The sequence below is a fragment of the Ilyomonas limi genome, from assembly GCF_005233845.1.
In the GTDB taxonomy this organism is placed as follows: Bacteria; Bacteroidota; Bacteroidia; order Chitinophagales; family Chitinophagaceae; genus Ilyomonas; species Ilyomonas limi.
Map to the genome: position 1 here is coordinate 188637 of NZ_SZQL01000008.1, position 19795 is coordinate 208431.

The window sequence follows — 19795 nt, forward strand, 5'->3', positions numbered from 1 at the left end:
ATAAAAATGTGCACAAACATCCTTAATCTTGTAAAAAAGAATACCATGAAAAAACTGTTTATTGTATTAGCTATTGCTGTATCAGCTACTGCGGCGGCTTACGCACAGCCAACTCCCAGCCTTAGTACGCATCCCAAAGATGCCAAACCAATTGCCAGCCCGAGAGACAGCGTTGTAGCTACCCTTCAAAACGGAACCATTATTACCATGACGTATGGCAGCCCGGGCGTATGGGGACGAACAATGGGTAAGGACCTCGACCCGATGGAGGATTCGGTATGGCGCGCCGGTGCTAATGAGGCAACCACGTTTGCTGTAGACAGGGATGTAATGATTGAAGGACAAAAGCTGCCCGCCGGCAGGTATGCATTTTTTACCATTAAACACGGTAATGAGTGGACACTTATCTTTAATAAAACCTGGAATACCTGGGGTGCCTATAGCTATAAGCAAAATATGGCACAGGATGCTTTAAAGGTAAAAGTACAGCAAATGGATGCCCCCGGTTACTACAACGAGCGCTTAAAATATGTAATTGGCCCGGATGGAAATGTGTACATGATGTGGGGACCGGCAGTTGTTATGTTTAAAGTAAGCTGATTTTGTTTTTGAAAAATAATTAACCTTAAGAAAGAAGGGCGCTGCATCAACAGCGCCTTTTTACTTTATACATCACTATTAAACTATCACTGCTCTACTACTAATCTTTGTGTAATCGTTCTTTTATCAAGTCCATCTACTTTAATGATATAGATACCGCTCGCTAATGAACTGATATTTACAGGTATTTTGGTGGCACCGTTGCTAAGCTGCGTAGTTTGTATATTATATACTTTTCCTGCAACATCCACAATACTTATCCATGCTTTGCCGCTTGCAGGCGTGTTGAGTTTGATATATACAGTACCTGTTTTAGCAGGATTGGGGTAAATAATTATACTCCTGTTATCCAATGGTAATATTCTTATTATAAGGGAATAAGAGATTATACCATCTTTATCCATCATCTTTAAACGGTAATAAATATCACCTGAGGCATTTAAAGCAGTGACATCCCCATCAGACAAAGCATAATTATTACTGTTCTTATTGCGGGCAGCTACCGTACCAATAGCAGTGAAGTTGCGCCCATCAAGCGAACGCTCTACCACAAACTGCTGCAGGTTTACTTCATTCGTAGTAGTCCACACAAGATTGATTGCATTGGCGTTGCGGTTGCCATTAAACGAAAGCACTTGTACCGGCAATACTACACTCGGATTCTGATCTACAAACACATGGTACTCGCCGGGCTGTAAGGTATAGGTTTGGGTAGCCGTGGTAATATTGAAAGCGCTATCTTTTAAATAATCGTACCATACGCCTGTATGCGAAAAGGTGATAGCACCGGTTTGCTGCACTACATCAAAGTTGCCAATCACGGCAATATCTATTGGCGCAGAATTAAATTTCTCCCATTTGAAATTTTCAACAAGGCTATACGATATACTATCTTTTGGTGCAGTAAATACCGGCAAATACGGTGCATAATTGCGCAATGCAAATAACTTTGCATACACATTGTACAATGCCAGCCTGTCAGGATCACTTAAATAATCCCAGCGGATGGGCTTTGGACTGGTGCGGCAATCATTTCTAATTGTTACCCCATCCTCACAGGTATTAATAGAGTAATCGTAACCCAACTCACCAAATTGCCAAACCATTTTAGGTGCAGGTTGCATTGCCCAGAAAGCAGCAGCCATTCCATCACGTGCCAAGCCGGTAGGAATGTTTCTTATGTTGTAACTACCGCTGCTGTCACCGTACCGCTCATTTTTATACATCAACCGTTCTTCATCATGGCTCTCCATATAGGTTACCAGGTTGGGATTACTAAATCCGCGATTGATATATATGCCACCACTAAAATCAGAACCGTCGTTATACCCCATAGTTGCCTGATTGTAATTGTAGTTTGCGTTGCCCCACAATAGCATTCCATAATTAGACAGTGTATCTTCCTCGCTGTTCACGGCGAAATGCTCCAATATACAGTAAGAGCCGGGAACAATATTTTGCATAGTATCATAATAACGTTTCCAGGTAGTTATGCGGCTGGTATCGTAAGCTGCCCATAAATCGTAATTATCACCCGATTTTTTTTGCGTAAAGCCTTTCGACAAATCCCAGCGAAAGCCATCTATTTTATACGCCGATAGCCAGTGTTCAATTACCCGTTCTACCAATTCCTGTGTAGCTGCACTTTCGTGGTTAAAGTCGTAACCCACACTGGCAGGATGCGTTGCAACCGGATTGTGCCAGGGATTATCTGCTGCAGGCCTGTTATTCACCGGGTCCCAATACAACTGCACCGTGGGCGACGAACCGAATGCATGGTTCATCACCATATCCATAATCACCGCAATACCCTGCTTGTGACATTCATCAATGAATTGCTTCAAAGCTGTTTCGGTGCCATAATATTTATCTGGTGCAAAAAAGAAATCAGGATTATATCCCCAGCTTATATTGCCTTCAAACTCATTAAAAGGCATTACTTCTATTGCATTTACGCCCAAACGCTTTAAGTAAGAAATAGAATCTTTTACTGTTTGCCAGTTATGTGCTGCCACAAAATCTCTTACCAGCAATTCATAAATTACCAGGTTGCGTTTATCCGGACGAGTAAAGTTGGATACCTGCCAGGTATAAGCTGGCTTGGAGGTTTGCAACACACTTACAATGCCGGTTTGACCAGCAGGATAAGGTTTTAAATTGGGATATGTTTGCGCATCAATATATGGATCATTAGCCGGATCTAATATTTTTTCGGCATACATATCGGCTACTTTCAAATTACCATCTACTAGGTATTGATAAGCATATTCCTGACCGGGCGTTAAGCCGGTAAGGGTTATCCAATAGCGGTTACTATCAGGCGTACGGTATAGTTGATAAGCTTCTGTTTGCGTCCAGTTGTTGAAGTCGCCGATCACTGCAACGCGCGTTTTATTGGGTGCAAATAGCACGAGTGTTACCGATGTACCATCGCTGCTATAATTAATACCATCGCGTACACCCGCAGGTAGGTCTCTGGTAACAACAGGTGTATTAATATAAAAACTAAGCGTATCGTATTTTGTTGTTGCACCGCTGGTTGCCTGCACTATTATTTGGTTGTTACCGCTTACGGCTGTATGCGAAGTAGAAATAACACTATCTGTGGCAGTCGTTACTACGCTACCGTTGTACAATAAAGAAAGATTAGCAATCATACCCGACTTAGCCGTAATTGCTACTGCATCGCCGGCAGCATACGTCACCGGTTCCGGTACAGGCATATAAGTTGGCTGGCGATAGGGCTGTGTAATGCGCGTTTGCAAACCGGTATCGTACACCGGTACAAACATATCGCTGCCATCGGCATTGGCGAGTTTGGTATCACCGGCATGAAAAAGAATAGCAATTTTCAAAATCTTCTCAGTTGAGTTGGCAGGTATTCCAAAGTATTTATAGAGGCTATCACTAATGGTATAGCTCCATTTATTATTACCAAGCGGCGTCGCTTTAAACCTGGAATCAGTAGTATTCCAATCGGTTTGCACGTGTTTCCAGTCGCTGGTGCCCGTACTTAAGGTTGTAATCACCCCAATGTGTACAAACACATCATTAGCAGTGTGCCCAAGCAGCCCCTTATTGCCATAATTTGCATCGGCAGTAATAACGGCATTTACAGTATTAGATGTAATGAATGTGGGAGACCATGTTAGCAATTGGCTGTTGGCTGCTGTTAATAGCAACAACAGGGAGAGCGTAAAAATCATTTTCATACGCAACAATCATTTTTAAATGGTGAAAATTTAGAGTGTGTAATTTTTACACAAATATTGTTAGCCTTTTTAATACCGCAATTTTTATGCTGTGTTTTTGAACCACAGAGACACTTAACGGCACAGAGCAGTACAGAGAAATAGTTATAATGTTGTGTACCGCTATATTCTCCGTGTCTCTATGGTTCAAAAAAATAATCTGCAATTTTGCAGCTATGATTATCAAAAAAGCAGAGTACTTAAAATCAAGCGCCTCTTATGAGCAATGCCCCAAGCCGGACCGCCCGGAATATGCTTTTATAGGGCGCAGCAATGTAGGCAAGTCCTCACTGATTAATATGCTTTGTAATAATCAAAAGCTGGCAAAAACTTCAGCGGCACCTGGCAAAACGCAGTTGATTAATCATTTTAACATCGAGAGTGCAGCTAAAGAAAAAGCACCGGTAACAAAGTGGTATTTAGTGGATTTACCTGGTTATGGTTTTGCCAAAGTATCGCAAAGCAGCCGCCGCCGCTGGGAGCAGATGATTGAAAATTATTTGCGCAAGCGTGAAAACTTAACACAGGTATTTGTGCTAATAGATGTGCGCCACAAGCCGCAACAAGTAGATATTGATTTTGTAAACCAGTTAGACAAGTGGGAGGTGCCTTTCACATTGGTATTTACTAAAGCCGACAAGGAAAAGCCACTTGCTATTGAGCGCAATGTGAATGCTTTTTTAGATGTATTGCGGCAAACCTGGCAATTTTTGCCACAGCATTTTATTAGCAGCGCCAGCAACAAAGCCGGCAGAGAAGAAATTTTGAACTTTATTCAAGAAAAGAATGCAACGTTTTTGAGCGAATAAGAATCATAGTTGAAATTGATTGTATGAAAAAGCTTGCTTTGTTTTTAGGTTTGATTTTAATACTAAGCTCATTTGCCTGCAATAAAGATAAAATGGATGCGAATGCCCAAATACGTATTATCAATAAAACTGCATTACCCCTTACGGATGTGGTAGTTGGTGATGCGAACTTTGGCGAAATAGCTCCATTTCAAACAACTGTTTACCATAATTTCAATAATCTATCTTCGTATGCGCCACCAAAGCTTACATTTTATAATGATAAAATTCTGGTTGAATATTTTATAGGTTATTGCGGTACACCCCCGCTGCCCAAACCATCCTACTTACAAGGTACATTTACCTATACCATCACCCGTAATAATACTAACGCGCAAGGTTTTGGATTTAGCTTTACCCAAGATTAATTATTTCATTCTTGCTTTAATAAACGCCAACTCTTCTGCAAATGCATCTTCTCTTGTTGCTTTACCAAACACGCGATTGCCGCAATTTGCAAATGCTTTAGTTGCCTGCATCTATTCATAGATCACCACTTTTCTGTCGGCAGTTTTCCTATTCTGCCCACACCCGTTTACAATTTCAGGCGTGCCGTGCTGATCTCTTTTTGCAAAAGATTTATGCTGATTGTAAATAGTTATCTTATTATAAAAACTAAGTTTTACTGAAAAATACTGCTCATTCAGAACGTAAACTATCCTGCCTACATTTGAAATACACCTTCCAAAACTTATTTACGATAATTTTTACACGTGGACGCTTAAAATTTTTGCACAATTTTTTGATTCTCCTTTTCTCTCTGCAACCCCTGTATTTTCAATACTTTCAGCCTTTGGCAGGTGTCAAAACCTTCTCTTTATTATCCACACCGGCTACAACCCCTTTTTTACCACTCCAATTAGGCGTAGCTTTGCATGACCTTCGCATAGGAACGTAAACCATCAACTTCTAAAAAGTTGTCCACATATTGTGGTTTAACGATGCTCCGGTCAAATAAAGGAATTATAAGCTGGCCTATTTTTTAATGTAAAAAATAAGCTATTTATTTAAAAGTAATCTCATAAATGGTTTGTTTGTGAGTTGTGAATGGTGAGTAAAAGACGTTAAACTCACAACCGACCACTCACATTTCGCAAGCGGCAGACAGTTTATGAGATGTGTTCTATTAAAGCATTGTAAGTTTTAAACCATAGTATATGGCCAAATATATTTTTGTTACAGGAGGTGTAACGAGCAGCCTTGGTAAAGGCATTATAGCAGCATCATTAGCAAAACTGCTGCAATCAAGAGGGTTCAGGGTAACAATCCAAAAGTTTGACCCTTATATTAATGTAGATCCCGGTACGCTCAATCCGTATGAGCACGGTGAGTGTTATGTAACTGAAGATGGTGCCGAAACCGACCTCGATCTGGGGCATTATGAGCGATTCCTCAGCATTTTTACGTCGCAGGCAAACAATGTAACCACCGGTCGCATCTATCAAACCGTTATCAACCGCGAGCGGGAAGGTGCTTTTTTGGGTAAAACCGTGCAGGTAGTACCACACATTACCGATGAAATAAAGCGCCGCATGATGCTGTTGGGCAATGATGGGCGCTACGATATTGTAATTACCGAAATTGGTGGTACCGTAGGCGATATAGAAAGTCTGCCTTTCATAGAAGCCGTTCGCCAGTTGCAATGGGAGCTGCCCGAAGATGACGTGGTAGTAGTGCATCTTACGCTCATACCTTATTTAAAAGCAGCAAAAGAATTGAAGACCAAACCTACACAACACAGTGTAAAAATGCTAAGCGAGACCGGCGTGCACCCCGACGTAATTGTATGCCGCAGCGAAGAACCGCTTGGTCCCGAAATCCGCCGCAAAATTGCCCTGTTTTGTAATGTAAAACCGGAAGCAGTAATTGAAGCCATGGACGCTTCTACCATTTATGAAGTGCCGCTTCATATGCTGCGCGAAAAGCTGGATGTGTACTGTTTAAAGAAACTGGGTATCTCTGTTTTTCCCGAGGCGCATCTGGAAAAGTGGACAGCTTTTTTAGATCGGCTGGAACATCCGAAAAGCACCATTACTATTGGTCTTATTGGTAAATACATTGAGTTGCAGGATGCTTATAAATCTATACTGGAAAGCTTTATACATGCTGGTGCAATAAACAATGTGAAAGTGGAAGTGGAAAACGTTCACAGTGAGCATCTTACCAAAGATAACGTTGCTGAAAAACTGAGCCATTTAGATGGTTTGCTGGTAGCACCCGGCTTTGGCAACAGAGGCATTGAAGGCAAAATAGTTGCCGTGCAATACGCCCGCGAAAATGGATTGCCTTTCTTTGGTATTTGCCTTGGGATGCAAATGGCGGTGATTGAATTTGCCCGCAATGTGCTGGGCTTACGTACTGCCCATTCCACAGAAATGGACGTAGCTACCAAACACCCGGTGATTGACATGATGGAGGAGCAGAAAAAAATTAAAATGATGGGCGGCACCATGCGGTTGGGCGCCTATCCATGTGTATTGAAAGAAGGTTCGCTGGCAGAAAGGATTTATGGAGAAAGCCGTATTTCGGAGCGCCACCGCCACCGTTTTGAATTTAATAACGATTATTTAGACCTGTTTGAAAGCAATGGCATGATAGCCAGCGGCATCAATCCCGATACCAGCCTGGTAGAAATAGTGGAAATACCTGATCATCCGTTCTTTATCGGTGTACAATATCATCCTGAATTAAAGAGTACAGTGGAACGTCCTGCGCCGCTCTTTGTAAGTTTTGTAGAGGCAGCCAAAACGCACCATGAGCAACGCATTATCGCTACCGATGAAAAAGAACCCGTTTTTCACACCGAAGCAGTAGTATAAAAATTAAAGTTTAATTGTTGATAATAAAAGAAGCCGGCACCTGTAAGTGTTGGCTTCTTTTATTTAATATATTATCGTTCGCCTCTGTTGGTGTTTTTCACCAATGTATAATTATTTGCCGGCGAACAACACCAGCAAAGGTGTTTACTACTGGCTTCTTTTTTGTTTTCATAATGTATTACTTAACTCATAAATAAGCAATGTATGAAAGCAAATACCGGTACAAAGGTTTCCAATACCCGCGCAGCTACCAACAATAAAAGAGCCGAAAACAAAGACAATTTGGATAGTCGCAAAAATGAAGAGTTTCAGTTTAAAGGAGATGATGTAACGCACAATCATAAAGATACAAAGGAAGATAAGCTGAAAAAACATAAGCACTAATAATGCATTAGCCAATTGCTTTGATGGCAGGTATTTTGTGCTTTATTTACAAACACAATTTACCAACCTTCAAAACAGCAATTGTATGGCCAAATACGCTAAAAAAGCCGGTGAAAAGGTGGAAGAAGAAATGCATGAAATGAAAGAGGGAAAACTAAAAACCGGAACCGGCAAAAAAGTGACTAATTCTAAACAAGCCATTGCCATTGGCTTGTCCGAAGCAAGAAAAGAAGGCGCTAAAGTGCCTAAGAAAACGGGTGCAAAAAAAGCTGCTACCAGGAAAGTTTCGGCTAAAAAAGCGAATACAAAAAAGACAGCAGCAAAGAAAGGCAGCTAAGGATTGTTTCATGTTTATTGATGCCCTGCCTATTTTTATAAGCAGGGCCTTTTGCAACACGGGCAGTTTTTTGGCCTCACCGGCATTTATATAAACTGTAAGCTTTCTGCTTTCAATTTTTGCTTGCACTATCCATTTATTCCTCTTCTAACTCATCACCCCCAAACACAACATTTCCTTTACTTTGCAGCAATGGGTTATTTGAGCGCTTTTAAGAATGTATATAAGGAAATTCAACTGCAAAAGCGGTTTAATAACAGCTTTCTACTGCCCTATTTAGACGAGCTGGAAAAGAAATATGATGGTACTTTTGCAGCGGAGCAGCGGCAAAAAATTGTAAAATATTACGGACTGTTTATTACCTCCTTTTTATGCAGCAGTTACAAGCATTTGTATGGGCAAACACTAACCGATGAAGAACGAAAACGTGCCACTTTATTTGGCATTCTTACACCTGTAGGCGACGATTTGTTTGATATAGATAAGCTGGATGTTGACAGTATTGCAGCCATCACTTTTACTCCCGAAACGTACACTGCCACTACATTTGCTGCACATGTAGCTAAGGAAATACAAACCTTTTTACTCACGCACGTACCGCATGTAAATGAGTATGTACAAGCCTCTGCTTATGTGCTGTATATCCAGGCAGAAACAGCAAAGCAAACAAATAAAAACATTAGCCTGCAAGACCTGCAACGCATCACTTACACCAAAGGTGCCGTATCGGTAGTTATTTATCATCAATGCTTAAACGAGCCGGCGGGCGAGCAAATGCTGGATGCTTTATTTTATATCGGCAGTTTATATCAGTTGGGAAATGATCTGTTTGATTTATATAAAGATGTACGCGATAACATTTATACATTGGTTAATACCTGCAAAGACTTTACTGCTTTTAAACAACAGTTCTTAGAAAGAGTACGGATACAAAATCAAAAAATACACTTATTGCCTTATGATAAGAAACGGAAACAGGAATTTTGCATAATAATGAATACCATTAATGCACGCAGCATGGTAGCAATAGATCAATTTGCTCGCACGCAACAAAAACAAGGTAAAGCTATTGACTGGTGGAAAATGGAAAGAAAAGATATGATTGTGGATATGGAAAAACCAGCTAATTTTTTGAAATGGCTGTATTATATCTACAAATTGCCTGCACTTAAATAAAATACTTTTTGCATAAATACTTCACCATATTATTCTTTATTTTTTGCCTTACCGCTAATGCGCAGAGTGATACAGCGGTTATATCGCAGCTAATAGATGCGATTGCAAAAGAGCAGGTACAGCAAACGGGCAGAGACTTCTATGCAGGTATGTTTCCATCGTATCGCGAATGTGGTGGCAGTCCGCATAATTATCAACCCGACAATAATATTTTCTATACCGCAGTAAGTGTATTTGCGTTGAAGAATATACTGCCCTATTTAAGCGAAACGAACCGGCTGAAGGCTGAAGCTATTATTGCAAAAGCAACTGGTATGTATCCTTTATACCGAAACAAAAACGGTTTGCCCTTTTATAGCTTTTGGGCAAATAAAGACAAGATAATGCCGCACACTTTTGTCTTTCAATACCTCAAAGGTGTGTTTGGACAAAGCGAAGATGCCGATGACAGTGTAATGGCACTCATGGGTTTGGATAACAATGACAGCGATAATACAGCACTGAAAAAAAGGATGATAGAAGTAAGTAATTTATCGCAGAAGAAAATTATTGCCACTTACAAAAGATACAAAAATATTCCGGCTTATTCTACATGGCTCGGCTACCGGATGCCGGTTGATTTTGACTTTGGGGTACATTGTAATTTACTGTATTTTATGCTGGAAAAAAAGCTGCCGCTGGTAAAACAGGATAGCGCAACCATCTTCTTATTACAACAAATGATTGCTAACCGCGATTACATAAAATCTCCGGTTTATATATCGCCTTATTATGTGCGCACACCGGTGTTGCTGTATCATATTGCTAGGCTGATGGACAGGTTTACCATTTCACAATTAGAGTTATATAAGCCACAACTCATTGCAGATATTCACCAGCAACTTGCTACCTGCCACAACGTGATGGAACAAATTATTTTACGAACTTCCTTGTTGCGATTAGGCAGTGCCGCGCCGCCATTGGAGTTGAATAATTTGCAGGAATTTGAGGAGAGCAACCAGCAGCAATTTGTATTTTTCCAGGCACGTGCGGCCTTCTCCTATCCTACTCCGCTGAAGCAAATTTTTCTGCACTGGAGTTATATTTATTACTATTTCTATTGCCCGGCTTATTACAAAATTTTATGGCTGGAATACCTGGTAGAAAAAGAGCAAAAAGCTAAATAATTTAGGAAATTGTTAGTGTTGTACAGTGCAGATTCTCACGTGTTAATAGTATTTTTATAGACTATGACTCACAAGACGAAAGGTGTAGTATTGCGAACGGTAAAGTACGGCGAAACAAGTGTAATTGCCACTGTTTATACCGAGTTGTTTGGCGTGCAGAGCTACATTGTAAAAGGTGTACGGCAAGCCACTAAAAAATCGCAAGGTAAAGGCAATTATTTTCAACCGGGCGCTATGCTGAATATGGTGGTTTATCATAATGAATTAAAGAACCTGCAGTTTATAAAAGAATATGAATGGAGCTATTTGTATAATGAAGTATTGTTTAATGTAGTAAAAAATGCAGTGGCAATGTACATTGTAGAACTGCTGCAACATGGACTAAAACAACCCGAGGCCAACCCTGAATTATTTTACCTGATTGAAGATACGTTAAAGCAATTGGATAAAGGCACTAATACATTTACCGCCAATCTGCCTTTGTATTTTACCTTACATCTGGGCAGCGAATTGGGCTTTCATTTACAGGGCAGTTTCAGCAAAGCCACACCGGTTTTAGATTTAATGGAAGGTTCGTTTGTACAGGATGTACCAATGCATCCGCATTATTTAAGTGGCGAGGCAGCAAGGCTTACTTCACACATCAGCAATATTCTTTTTTATAATGACTTAGAGAATATTCCTCTGAACAGGAATATGCGGCGGGAGTTATTACTGGCTTACCAGCATTTTATGGTATTGCACATACCCGAATTTGGAGAGATGCGCAGCTTGCCTATTTTACAGGAAGTATTGAGTTGAAAACAGTTTTTAAAGCAATCGTTTTACATTTTTCAACGTTTCGTCAATTACCACAATACCCGGCTGTTTTCCTTTTTCAAAACTCCCCAACTTGTCACTCATGCTAAGTGCTTTGGCTCCATTCAACGTAGCCATTTGCAACAATTGTTCTATAGTAATACAATCAAAATGCTGTTGAATAGTTTTCATTTCATCTATTATACTCAAGCCCTGATTGCTGGCAAGGCTATCTGTGCCAAGCACTAAGTTGCAATCGTTTTGTAACAACATTGCTACAGGTGGCAATGCATTTTCTATATACAAATTGGCATTGGCACAAAGGCAAAAAAATAGTTGCTGATCATTTAATTCCGCTTGCTCTTTTGCATATAACACATCTTTTTCTTTTGTAAAAGTATTGTGCACCAGCAACACATTTCCGGCACCTTTTAGTTTAGGAAAACAGGTTTGCAAGCTGCTTTTTCCTGACGGTGTAAAAAAGCTGCAATCCATGTTCATTAGTTGATACATGCGCGTAAAATCGCCGCTGCCTTGTATAAACAATTCATCTTCAAAACTTGTTTCCTGGTTGTGAATGCTAACCGTTTTATCTTGAAAATAAGGTTGCAATAATTGCCACAAATTATCTGAAACGGAGTAAGGAGCGTGTGGCACAATAGAAGTTTGTTTACAATAGTCGGTTGACAGTTGACAATAAGTTTCATACACACCCAACGCGCGGCTCATTCGGGCATCGGCTATTTGCGGCACCCAACCGCTGGTTTCTATAAAGTTGTAATAATGCAAATTCTGCTTACTCTTTTGCAATGCCGTTAAGCTATTATTACAAATATCGCCAACCGCCACAATGCCGTTTTGCAGCATCTCAGTTTCTGCAGCAACAATAGCTTCCAAAATTTGCGTTTCCTCAAAATGACGTTCGGTAACTACGCTAAAAACAAAGTCAACCAATCCGGTTTTTTCCGGTATCAGTCCGCGCATGTGACTCAGTTCCAGATGGCAATGACAATTAATAAAACCGGGGCTGATAACTCCCTCCATATATTGTATATCATCACCTGCATTTTCTGTTGGTACAATGTCTTCAATTACACCACCTGCATCGGTTATCAATGTTCTATTCTGAAGCATTTCGCTGCCGGTAAACAATTTATCTGCACCGAATTTTTTATACATGGTTTTCTTTTAAGCAGCGCAAACATAAGCGTTGTTTTTCTTTGGTACTGAACAGCACCGGTACACCTTGTTATTGCGTGCGCAGCAAAGCGATCTGTGCTTAGCTGTAAATCCTTATTGATGGCTAAGGCTGAACTTATAATAAAAGAATATAACAAACTCTTTTAAAGCCTCATTTTGATTGCATTACTGTCCACAGAGCCCTTCGCTCCGCTCGCAATGGCGCTCTTTCATCAAACCAATTTAATATTCCGATTAGCCCTAAAATACCGTTCATCCAGATGTTTATAGAATAATTTGGTTTATTTTATAAACTACTCTACGTTTGCAATACCAAATCAAACATATGAAACAGTCCGCACTTTTTATAGCTTTCCTTTTAACATGTTTTCTAGCGCAGGCACAGGTAAAAATCAGTGGTGCAGTAAAAGATAACCGGGGCAAAAAAGTTATCAGTGCCAGCATTACTTTAAAAGATACTTATGATGGCGCTACTTCTGATTCTTCGGGCAATTACACTTTTACTACCACCGAAAAGGGTAATCATATATTAGTTGCATCAGCAATAGGTTACAAGACCGTTGAACAAACCATTACTATAGCTAACGAACCGCTTACTATCAACTTTTCTATCAAGGAAGAAATCAATGAATTAAAAGCAGTTACCGTTACCGCAGGTTCCTTTGCAGCAGGTGATAGCAAGCGTGCAGTTACTGTTCTCAACTCGATAGATGTTGCCACAGTTGGTGGTGGCAACGCCGATATTACTTCTGCCATTAAAACTTTACCCGGTGCGCAACAGGTGGGCGAGCAGGAAGGCTTGTTTGTACGCGGTGGCGCCGGCTACGAAACCAAGCAGTTTATAGATGGCACGCTGGTGAATAATCCATATTTTTCTTCTGTTCCCGATATTGCAAGCCGTGGCCGCTTCTCTCCTTTTTTGTTCAAAGGCACGGTGTTTAGTGCAGGCGGTTACTCCGCTTTGTATGGACAGGCATTGTCTTCGGCTGTGATATTGGAGTCTATTGATTTACCCGAAAAAACGGCTGCCAACGCTTCCATTTCGCCACTCTTTGCAGGTGCAGGTTATCAATATTTAAACAAGCAAAAAACAGCCTCTTATGGTATTGATTATGGGTATGTAAATGTTGCTGCATACTTCAGTCTGGTAAAGCAAACGCCGGATTATTTTAAAATGCCCCAGTTTCATAACGGCGATGCCAACTTCCGTTTTAAAACAAAAAATGGTGGTATGGTAAAGTATTATACCACTTTTGGTACCGGCAACTTAGGCATTCGCCGCCCTGATGTTGACAGCAGCGTTTTGAAAGATGCTTTTAGCCTGAAAAATTATAACTGGTATAATAATTTGAGCTGGCGCGAAAATCTGGGCAATGGCTGGAAGATGAATCTTGGCTCCAGTTTTAGTACCAACAAAGACAAGCTGTCGCAACAGTTGCAAAATCAGAACAACCAACCGCAACACTTTGGTGATGATAAATTCTGGATGCAATACAAAAACTTCAACCTGGATAGATTAGAAGATTTATCGCAAATAAAAGCAGTGTTTGATAAAAAACTGGGCAACTTAAATGCCATCCGCTTTGGTGGTGAATATTGGCATAGCCTGAACAAAACAACCATTTATGATACTATGTATAAACTGATAGATAATTATGAGGCGTTGTTTGCGGAAGGTGATATTTACATTACCAACAACCTCGCAGCCAAGCTGGGTGCGCGTTTCGAGCATTCTTCCATATTGGGTAAAGTAAATCTTGCACCGCGTGTATCGCTGGCATATAAAGTTGGTAACAGTGGCTCTATATCGGCAGCATATGGCATTTTTTATCAAAAGCCCGAGAACCAGCAGTTGATGTACACCCGCAACTTAGGTTATACACGAGCCGACCATTATATTCTTAATTATCAAAAAATGACGGAAGGCAGAATCTTTCGCGTAGAGGCTTTTTATAAGAAATATTTAGACCTGGTAAAAACCGTTCCCGTTAATTACTATTACACTACTGCCAACAACAGTGGCAGTGGCTATGCAAAAGGCATAGAACTATTTTGGCGTGATAAGAAAAGTTTTAAAAATCTGGATTATTGGTTCAGTTATTCTTACTTAGATACGAAGCGCGATTACCTTAATTATCCAATACAATTGCAGCCCAACTTTGCCGCCAAACATACAGCTTCATTAGTTGTAAAACGCTTTATAACTGAGTGGAAAACAGGCATCGGGCTTACGTATAGCTTTGCTACCGGCAGACCTTATTACAATCTCCGCTACGATGGAGCCTTAAAGCCTTACCTCATTGCAGACCAGGGCAAAACAAAAAACTACAACAACTTGGGTGTGAGTATATATTATGTACCGCAGGCCGGCAACACAAACGCCAAAACCAATGTGGTACTCTTTGGAAGTGTTACCAATGTGTTAGGTTATAACGCAGTGTATGGTTATAATTATTCGTATGATGGCTTACACAAAGAAGCCATTACACCACCAGCCAAACGCTTTTACTTTATAGGTGCATTCTTTAGCTGGGGCGTCAATCGAAGTGAAGATGCAATTAATAATAATTTGTAGTGAAATAAAAAGATTGGAAGCAGATCAATATTGTAAGTGCTAAACGAATTAATATGCAAAAGAAAATACAGGGTAAAGCAAAAGAAAAAAGTGTTAGTAATACAGGATTTAAATGGTGGATCGTTGCCTCACTTATCACGATCTTCGGTGCAGCTTTCATGCTGAAGAGTGCAGCTTTCGATAAAGAAAAAGCAGTAAGAAGTTATCATACAAACAACTCCTATTGCGGCGGCGACTTCGCATTATTTGTTGCAATGCCTTTACTGAACATGATAGTAAAGTAAGTACAAGTAGATGTATATAAATAAAACACGTGATTGCAGATAAAGAACATTAACAACGACAAAACATAAATAGTAAAAAATGCTGAAGGCATTTATCATACTCTTTTAAAAATAAAACAATAAAAACAAACCACAATGAAACCACTGATTCTTTCAATCGTAATGCTGGTGAGCATTACAGCTTTTTCACAAAGCGACAAGTACACTCAGGCTATGCAAAAAGATTTAGCGATGTTGGATGCTGCGAAAACGGCTGCCGATTTAAATGCAGCCGCTGCTGCTTTTGAGCGTGTGGGCGATGCAGAAAAAACACAATGGCTGCCTTACTACTGGGCTGCATTGGCAAAAGTGCGTGTTGGCTGGATAGATAAAAGCGTGGATAAAGATAAGCTGGCAGCAGAAGTAAAAGCCTTATGTGCCAAAGGCGAAGCGATTAATGATAATGCCGAATTTGCCAGCATCCGCAACATGGCAGCCACTCAGCAAATGCTGGTAAATCCGCAGGAACGCTGGCAAACTTACGGGCAGGAGGCGGCTGCTGCTTTGCAAAAAGGAATGCAGCTGGACGCCAACAATCCGCGCTTGTATTACCTGCAAGGCATGAGTGTCTTTAACACGCCCGAACAATTTGGCGGCGGTAAAGAAAAAGCAAAACCCATTTTTCAAAAAGCAGTTGATTTGTACAAGGTAGAAGAAAAGAAGCCACTCTATCCAACCTGGGGCGCAGACCTGGCAGATTCCATGCTCGCGAAGTGTCAATGATATTGCGAGTGGAGAGTAGTGAGTTTAAACTGTGCTCATTTTTTACTTGTCACATTGTTGTTTTATTTCCTATTACAATTCACATTAAATACGCACAATTGACAACTCACTACTCACAAAGCTCACCAATAGCCATTATATTTAGGAGGTCGCTTGTTATAAAATCACCTCAACAGCATACAACAAAAGGTAATGCACTGTTGTAAATCTACAATATGAATCAGGAAGAATTAAGTACCGAAAAAAGCCTTAAGCTCATCAATCGTATGATATATGAAGCAAGGGGCTATTTTTATGAAAGTGGTTTATCTGCATTAGTATATGGCATAACTATTTTTTTTTGCAGTTTGCTGGCGTATGCAATGGCAAAAGGTTTTATGCAGCTTGCGTTTACGCCGTTCTGGTTGCTGGTGCCGGTGTTTTTTGTCCAGGCATTTATTCAAATGCGCGAAGAGAAAAAGAAGAAAGTAAAAACCTTTACCGATGAAACTATCGATTACATCTGGATGGGTTATTTTCTTACCGTAATTATCGCCGCTTGTTTTGCCGGTATTACCTATAAGTCGGTCACTGTTTTTTTGTTTCTTACAGCTTATGCTTCTTTTATTACAGGCATGATTACAAAATTTACCTATCATAAAATAGTGGGTGTGCTATGTATGGTAATAGCAGCATATTCTTTTTATCAACAGGATGAAACCATTTTTCTATTGTTGGCGCTGGTAGCCATTTTAGTATGGATTATTCCTTCATTCATTTTAAGGGCTTATTTTAATAAGCAAAATAAAATTCCTGGCAACGATTCTTTATCAGCAGGAGAAAGCATGTAAATGTTTTTAAATTAAGTTGTACGTTTTATGCAAAACAATAGCAACGAGCCGGAGTTTTCGCCGCAGCAGAGTCTGCAACTCATCCGCAGTATGATAGAAACTACTAAAAACACCATTAGCAATCAAAGTCACTATTTTTTGCTGTGGGGTTGGGCGGTTATGATTGGTTGTTTATTACAATATTATCTGAAAGTAATTGCCGGCTATCCGCAGTATCATCTTGCCTGGCTGATAACACCGGTGGCACTTGCTATCCATTTTTTGCTTGCTTATCGTGATGCAAAGCAGATAAGAGTACGAACATTTATAAACGAAGCGAACGCTTATTTATGGACAGGCATCGGGCTAAGCTTCTTTGTGCTGGCTTTTGTTTTTATTAAAATCGGCTGGCAGTATTGTTTCCCTTTTTATATAGCTTTTTATGGTATGGGAACTTTTGTGTCGGGTGGTCTCATCAAGTTTAAGCCCATGATTATTGGTGGGCTGTTATGTTTTCCATTAGTGATTGTTGCTGCCTTTTCAGGCTATGATACACAAACGCTGCTCACAGCCTTAGCAGTTTTTATCAGTTATATTATACCTGGCCATATCTTGCGGTATCGGTATCAAAAACAATCCATACAATCTACCATGTTATGAGCCAATACGAAGAAGAAACTTTTAATGAGCAGGAAAGCCTGCAACTCATCACTACCATGATTAACAAAGCCAAAGCCGACTTTGTTGAAACAGGTATTAGCGCTATTATGTGGGGCAGTATTATATCGTTTTGCGCATTGGTGCAGTTTGTATCTTATTTCTATCCGCTTTCGTGGGCGCGTTATGTATGGCTACTCACTTTTTTGGCAGTGGTGCCACAAATTATTATATCGGCACGCGAGCGCCGGCGCATGAAGTTTAAAACATACTATTCCGATGCTATGAGCGGCATTTGGCTCTCCTTTGCTATCACAATGTTTCTGCTGAGCTTTTATGTAAATACAATACAGGTTCCTTATATACAATTACATGCAGAAACATTATTTCTTATTGTATATGGCGTTCCCACTTTTGCCACCGGCTTTACACGTCGTTTTACACCCATGATTATTGGCGGTATTGCATGCTGGGTATTTGCTATACTGGCTTTCTATACTGCTTATCCTTATACTATGCTGTATTATGTGGCAGCAGCACAACTGGCATGGTTTATTCCCGGCTTTATATTACAACGCAGGTATTTGAAAGCAAAGAAGCAACAGCATGTTTAAAGATTTGGATCCCATATTACACTCGCAGCTACGCCTTGCCGTCATGAGCCTGCTTATCAGCGTAAAAGAAGCCGAGTTTACGTTTATAAAAGAAAAGACCAATGCTACTGCCGGAAACCTGAGCGTGCAGGTACAAAAGCTAAAGGAAGCCGGATATATAGATGTTGTAAAAGAGTTTAAAGACAATTATCCCAACACTACCTGTAAGATTACTAAAAAAGGCATCAAAGCATTTGAAGAGTACGTAAATACATTGCAACAATATTTGAATGTGAAGAAATAAGAAAGCATTTGCCGCTGGCAAATGCTTTCTTATTTTATTCCGGGATAAACTATTGTGCTACTATGAGGCTTTGGGTGTGCCTGTGGCACCGACAGGCGACATCACACCCGTCAACACCGTACGCTTTTGAGCAGGACTTACTATCTCCCAACAAAAACGCCGGCTAGGTTCTAAACCCTGTCAGCGTTAATGCAATTCAAGGGTATTTTTTACCCTTTTAATATCGCTTCAATCTTATTTAATTCTTCCTCACTAAAAGACTTGTTATCCAGCGCCTGCAAGCAATCCTGCAATTGCTGCCGCTTACTCACGCCTATTAATACCGAGGTAACGCGCGGGTCTTTCAGCAGCCAGGCAATTGCCATTTGCGCCAGTGTTTGTCCGCGCTGTTGTGCCAGTTCATTCAACTTCTGTGCCTTCGCAACCGCTTCCGGCGTTACCTGATTTTCCTGTAAAAAGCCGGTTGATTTATGCGCTCTTGAATCTTCAGGAATACCTTTCAAATATTTGTTCGTTAATAGGCCTTGTGCCAATGGAGAAAATGGAATACAACCTACGCCATTCTTTTCCAATACATCTAGCAAACCGTTTTCTGCCCAGCGCTCAAACATGCTGTATTTTGGCTGATGAATAAGGCAAGGTGTACCTAATTCATTTAAAATTTGAATAGCTCTTGCTGCTTCATCTGCTGAATAATTAGAGATGCCCACGTACAAAGCTTTTCCCTGGCGCACTACTAAATCCAATGTCCGCATTGTTTCCTCCAATGGCGTATTCGGGTCTGGACGATGGCTGTAAAAAATATCTACGTAGTCCAATCCCATACGTTTGAGGCTTTGGTCGAGGCTGGCTACCAGATATTTTTTGCTGCCCCATTCGCCATAAGGACCTTCCCACATGAGGTAACCCGCTTTGGTAGAAATAATGAGTTGATCTCGGTAACTGCTAAAATCCTGTTTTAATATTCTACCAAAATTCTCTTCTGCCGAACCGGGCGGCGGACCATAGTTGTTAGCCAAATCAAAATGTGTAATACCTGCATCAAAAGCATCGTGCAGGATAGCTCTGTAATTTTCGTACACATCTACCCCACCGAAGTTGTGCCACAAGCCTAAAGAAATTTCGGGTAATAAAATACCGCTTCTGCCACAGCGGCGGTATTGCATGCTGCTGTACCGGTTAGCATTTGGAACGTATTGCATAGAATATTATTGGTGTTTTTTGTGAATGGT

19 protein-coding genes are annotated in these 19795 nt (G+C 40.5%); 16 read left to right on the top strand and 3 right to left on the bottom strand.

The genetic code is table 11. From position 1 onward, the window contains the following. Positions 1-45 precede the first annotated feature (45 nt). Positions 46-600 (top strand): DUF2911 domain-containing protein, encoded by a 555-nt coding sequence (locus FC093_RS11805; RefSeq protein ID WP_170971064.1) that lies wholly within the window; start codon positions 46-48, stop codon positions 598-600. Positions 601-686: 86 nt separating this feature from the next. Here FC093_RS11805 and FC093_RS11810 read toward each other — a convergent pair whose 3' ends face one another. Beyond that, positions 687-3812 carry an alpha-amylase family glycosyl hydrolase gene (locus FC093_RS11810; protein ID WP_137261989.1) on the bottom strand — a complete coding sequence of 1042 codons (3126 nt, stop codon included), beginning with the start codon at positions 3810-3812 and terminating at the stop codon, positions 687-689. Between the two features lie 215 nt (positions 3813-4027). Here FC093_RS11810 and yihA point away from each other — a divergent pair, with 215 nt between their 5' ends. From yihA to recO, 8 genes are all read left to right on the top strand, one after another. Next, entirely contained in the window at positions 4028-4660 is a 633-nt protein-coding gene (gene yihA / locus FC093_RS11815; RefSeq protein ID WP_170971065.1) for a ribosome biogenesis GTP-binding protein YihA/YsxC, read from the top strand. A gap of 23 nt (positions 4661-4683) precedes the next feature. Next, positions 4684-5067, top strand: coding sequence for a hypothetical protein (locus tag FC093_RS11820; protein ID WP_137261990.1), 384 nt, complete (start codon positions 4684-4686; stop codon positions 5065-5067). 789 nt (positions 5068-5856) lie between these two features. Continuing rightward, complete coding sequence (locus tag FC093_RS11825; RefSeq protein ID WP_137261991.1) at positions 5857-7518, top strand: CTP synthase; 1662 nt, start codon at positions 5857-5859, stop codon at positions 7516-7518. 204 nt (positions 7519-7722) lie between these two features. Then, positions 7723-7902 carry a hypothetical protein gene (locus FC093_RS11830; RefSeq protein WP_137261992.1) on the top strand — a complete coding sequence of 60 codons (180 nt, stop codon included), beginning with the start codon at positions 7723-7725 and terminating at the stop codon, positions 7900-7902. Positions 7903-7987: 85 nt separating this feature from the next. Further along, positions 7988-8239: a DUF6496 domain-containing protein gene (locus FC093_RS11835; RefSeq protein WP_137261993.1), complete on the top strand. Its 252-nt coding sequence runs from the start codon at positions 7988-7990 to the stop codon at positions 8237-8239. Between the two features lie 192 nt (positions 8240-8431). Beyond that, positions 8432-9415 carry a hypothetical protein gene (locus tag FC093_RS11840; RefSeq protein ID WP_137261994.1) on the top strand — a complete coding sequence of 328 codons (984 nt, stop codon included), beginning with the start codon at positions 8432-8434 and terminating at the stop codon, positions 9413-9415. Between the two features lie 8 nt (positions 9416-9423). After that, positions 9424-10581 (top strand): hypothetical protein, encoded by a 1158-nt coding sequence (locus tag FC093_RS11845; protein ID WP_137261995.1) that lies wholly within the window; start codon positions 9424-9426, stop codon positions 10579-10581. Positions 10582-10644: 63 nt separating this feature from the next. Then, positions 10645-11382 carry a DNA repair protein RecO gene (recO, locus tag FC093_RS11850; RefSeq protein ID WP_137261996.1) on the top strand — a complete coding sequence of 246 codons (738 nt, stop codon included), beginning with the start codon at positions 10645-10647 and terminating at the stop codon, positions 11380-11382. A 9-nt stretch (positions 11383-11391) separates the two neighbouring features. On the opposite strand, the gene FC093_RS11855 is transcribed toward recO, so the two are convergent. Beyond that, positions 11392-12558, bottom strand: coding sequence for an amidohydrolase family protein (locus tag FC093_RS11855; RefSeq protein WP_137261997.1), 1167 nt, complete (start codon positions 12556-12558; stop codon positions 11392-11394). 346 nt (positions 12559-12904) lie between these two features. Between FC093_RS11855 and FC093_RS11860 the strand changes: the two genes are divergently transcribed. The 7 genes from FC093_RS11860 (at position 12905) to FC093_RS11890 (ending at position 18563) form a co-directional block, all read left to right on the top strand. Next, positions 12905-15154 (top strand): TonB-dependent receptor, encoded by a 2250-nt coding sequence (locus FC093_RS11860; protein ID WP_137261998.1) that lies wholly within the window; start codon positions 12905-12907, stop codon positions 15152-15154. A gap of 53 nt (positions 15155-15207) precedes the next feature. Continuing rightward, entirely contained in the window at positions 15208-15438 is a 231-nt protein-coding gene (locus tag FC093_RS11865; protein WP_137261999.1) for a hypothetical protein, read from the top strand. A 135-nt stretch (positions 15439-15573) separates the two neighbouring features. Beyond that, positions 15574-16200 (top strand): hypothetical protein, encoded by a 627-nt coding sequence (locus FC093_RS11870; protein ID WP_137262000.1) that lies wholly within the window; start codon positions 15574-15576, stop codon positions 16198-16200. 215 nt (positions 16201-16415) lie between these two features. Next, the gene (locus FC093_RS11875) at positions 16416-17030 is read left to right on the top strand and encodes a hypothetical protein (protein ID WP_137262001.1); all 615 of its coding nucleotides are present in this window, start codon (positions 16416-16418) and stop codon (positions 17028-17030) included. Between the two features lie 27 nt (positions 17031-17057). Continuing rightward, positions 17058-17669 carry a hypothetical protein gene (locus tag FC093_RS11880; protein WP_137262002.1) on the top strand — a complete coding sequence of 204 codons (612 nt, stop codon included), beginning with the start codon at positions 17058-17060 and terminating at the stop codon, positions 17667-17669. Further along, a complete protein-coding gene (locus FC093_RS11885) occupies positions 17666-18280 on the top strand; it encodes a hypothetical protein (protein WP_137262003.1) in 615 nt (204 codons plus the stop codon). Before FC093_RS11880 ends, FC093_RS11885 begins: the two co-directional genes overlap by 4 nt. Next, positions 18273-18563, top strand: coding sequence for a winged helix-turn-helix domain-containing protein (locus tag FC093_RS11890; protein ID WP_137262004.1), 291 nt, complete (start codon positions 18273-18275; stop codon positions 18561-18563). Before FC093_RS11885 ends, FC093_RS11890 begins: the two co-directional genes overlap by 8 nt. Positions 18564-18772: 209 nt before the next feature. Here the strand turns inward: FC093_RS11890 and mgrA are convergent, their stop codons facing one another. Next, complete coding sequence (gene mgrA, locus FC093_RS11895; protein ID WP_137262005.1) at positions 18773-19765, bottom strand: L-glyceraldehyde 3-phosphate reductase; 993 nt, start codon at positions 19763-19765, stop codon at positions 18773-18775. Positions 19766-19795: the final 30 nt, after the last annotated feature.

Bases quoted from the DNA above. Each gene is read 5' to 3' on its own strand.
- FC093_RS11875 (WP_137262001.1), top strand. From the start codon at position 16,416: ATGAATCAGGAAGAATTAAGTACCGAAAAAAGCCTTAAGCTCATCAAT.
- FC093_RS11865 (WP_137261999.1), top strand. From the start codon at position 15,208: ATGCAAAAGAAAATACAGGGTAAAGCAAAAGAAAAAAGTGTTAGTAAT.
- FC093_RS11880 (WP_137262002.1), top strand. From the start codon at position 17,058: ATGCAAAACAATAGCAACGAGCCGGAGTTTTCGCCGCAGCAGAGTCTG.
- FC093_RS11855 (WP_137261997.1), bottom strand. From the start codon at position 12,558: ATGTATAAAAAATTCGGTGCAGATAAATTGTTTACCGGCAGCGAAATG.
- recO (WP_137261996.1), top strand. From the start codon at position 10,645: ATGACTCACAAGACGAAAGGTGTAGTATTGCGAACGGTAAAGTACGGC.
- FC093_RS11835 (WP_137261993.1), top strand. From the start codon at position 7,988: ATGGCCAAATACGCTAAAAAAGCCGGTGAAAAGGTGGAAGAAGAAATG.
- FC093_RS11830 (WP_137261992.1), top strand. From the start codon at position 7,723: ATGAAAGCAAATACCGGTACAAAGGTTTCCAATACCCGCGCAGCTACC.
- FC093_RS11805 (WP_170971064.1), top strand. From the start codon at position 46: ATGAAAAAACTGTTTATTGTATTAGCTATTGCTGTATCAGCTACTGCG.
- yihA (WP_170971065.1), top strand. From the start codon at position 4,028: ATGATTATCAAAAAAGCAGAGTACTTAAAATCAAGCGCCTCTTATGAG.
- FC093_RS11860 (WP_137261998.1), top strand. From the start codon at position 12,905: ATGAAACAGTCCGCACTTTTTATAGCTTTCCTTTTAACATGTTTTCTA.
- FC093_RS11810 (WP_137261989.1), bottom strand. From the start codon at position 3,812: ATGAAAATGATTTTTACGCTCTCCCTGTTGTTGCTATTAACAGCAGCC.
- FC093_RS11870 (WP_137262000.1), top strand. From the start codon at position 15,574: ATGAAACCACTGATTCTTTCAATCGTAATGCTGGTGAGCATTACAGCT.
- FC093_RS11820 (WP_137261990.1), top strand. From the start codon at position 4,684: ATGAAAAAGCTTGCTTTGTTTTTAGGTTTGATTTTAATACTAAGCTCA.
- FC093_RS11840 (WP_137261994.1), top strand. From the start codon at position 8,432: ATGGGTTATTTGAGCGCTTTTAAGAATGTATATAAGGAAATTCAACTG.
- FC093_RS11885 (WP_137262003.1), top strand. From the start codon at position 17,666: ATGAGCCAATACGAAGAAGAAACTTTTAATGAGCAGGAAAGCCTGCAA.
- FC093_RS11825 (WP_137261991.1), top strand. From the start codon at position 5,857: ATGGCCAAATATATTTTTGTTACAGGAGGTGTAACGAGCAGCCTTGGT.
- FC093_RS11890 (WP_137262004.1), top strand. From the start codon at position 18,273: ATGTTTAAAGATTTGGATCCCATATTACACTCGCAGCTACGCCTTGCC.
- mgrA (WP_137262005.1), bottom strand. From the start codon at position 19,765: ATGCAATACGTTCCAAATGCTAACCGGTACAGCAGCATGCAATACCGC.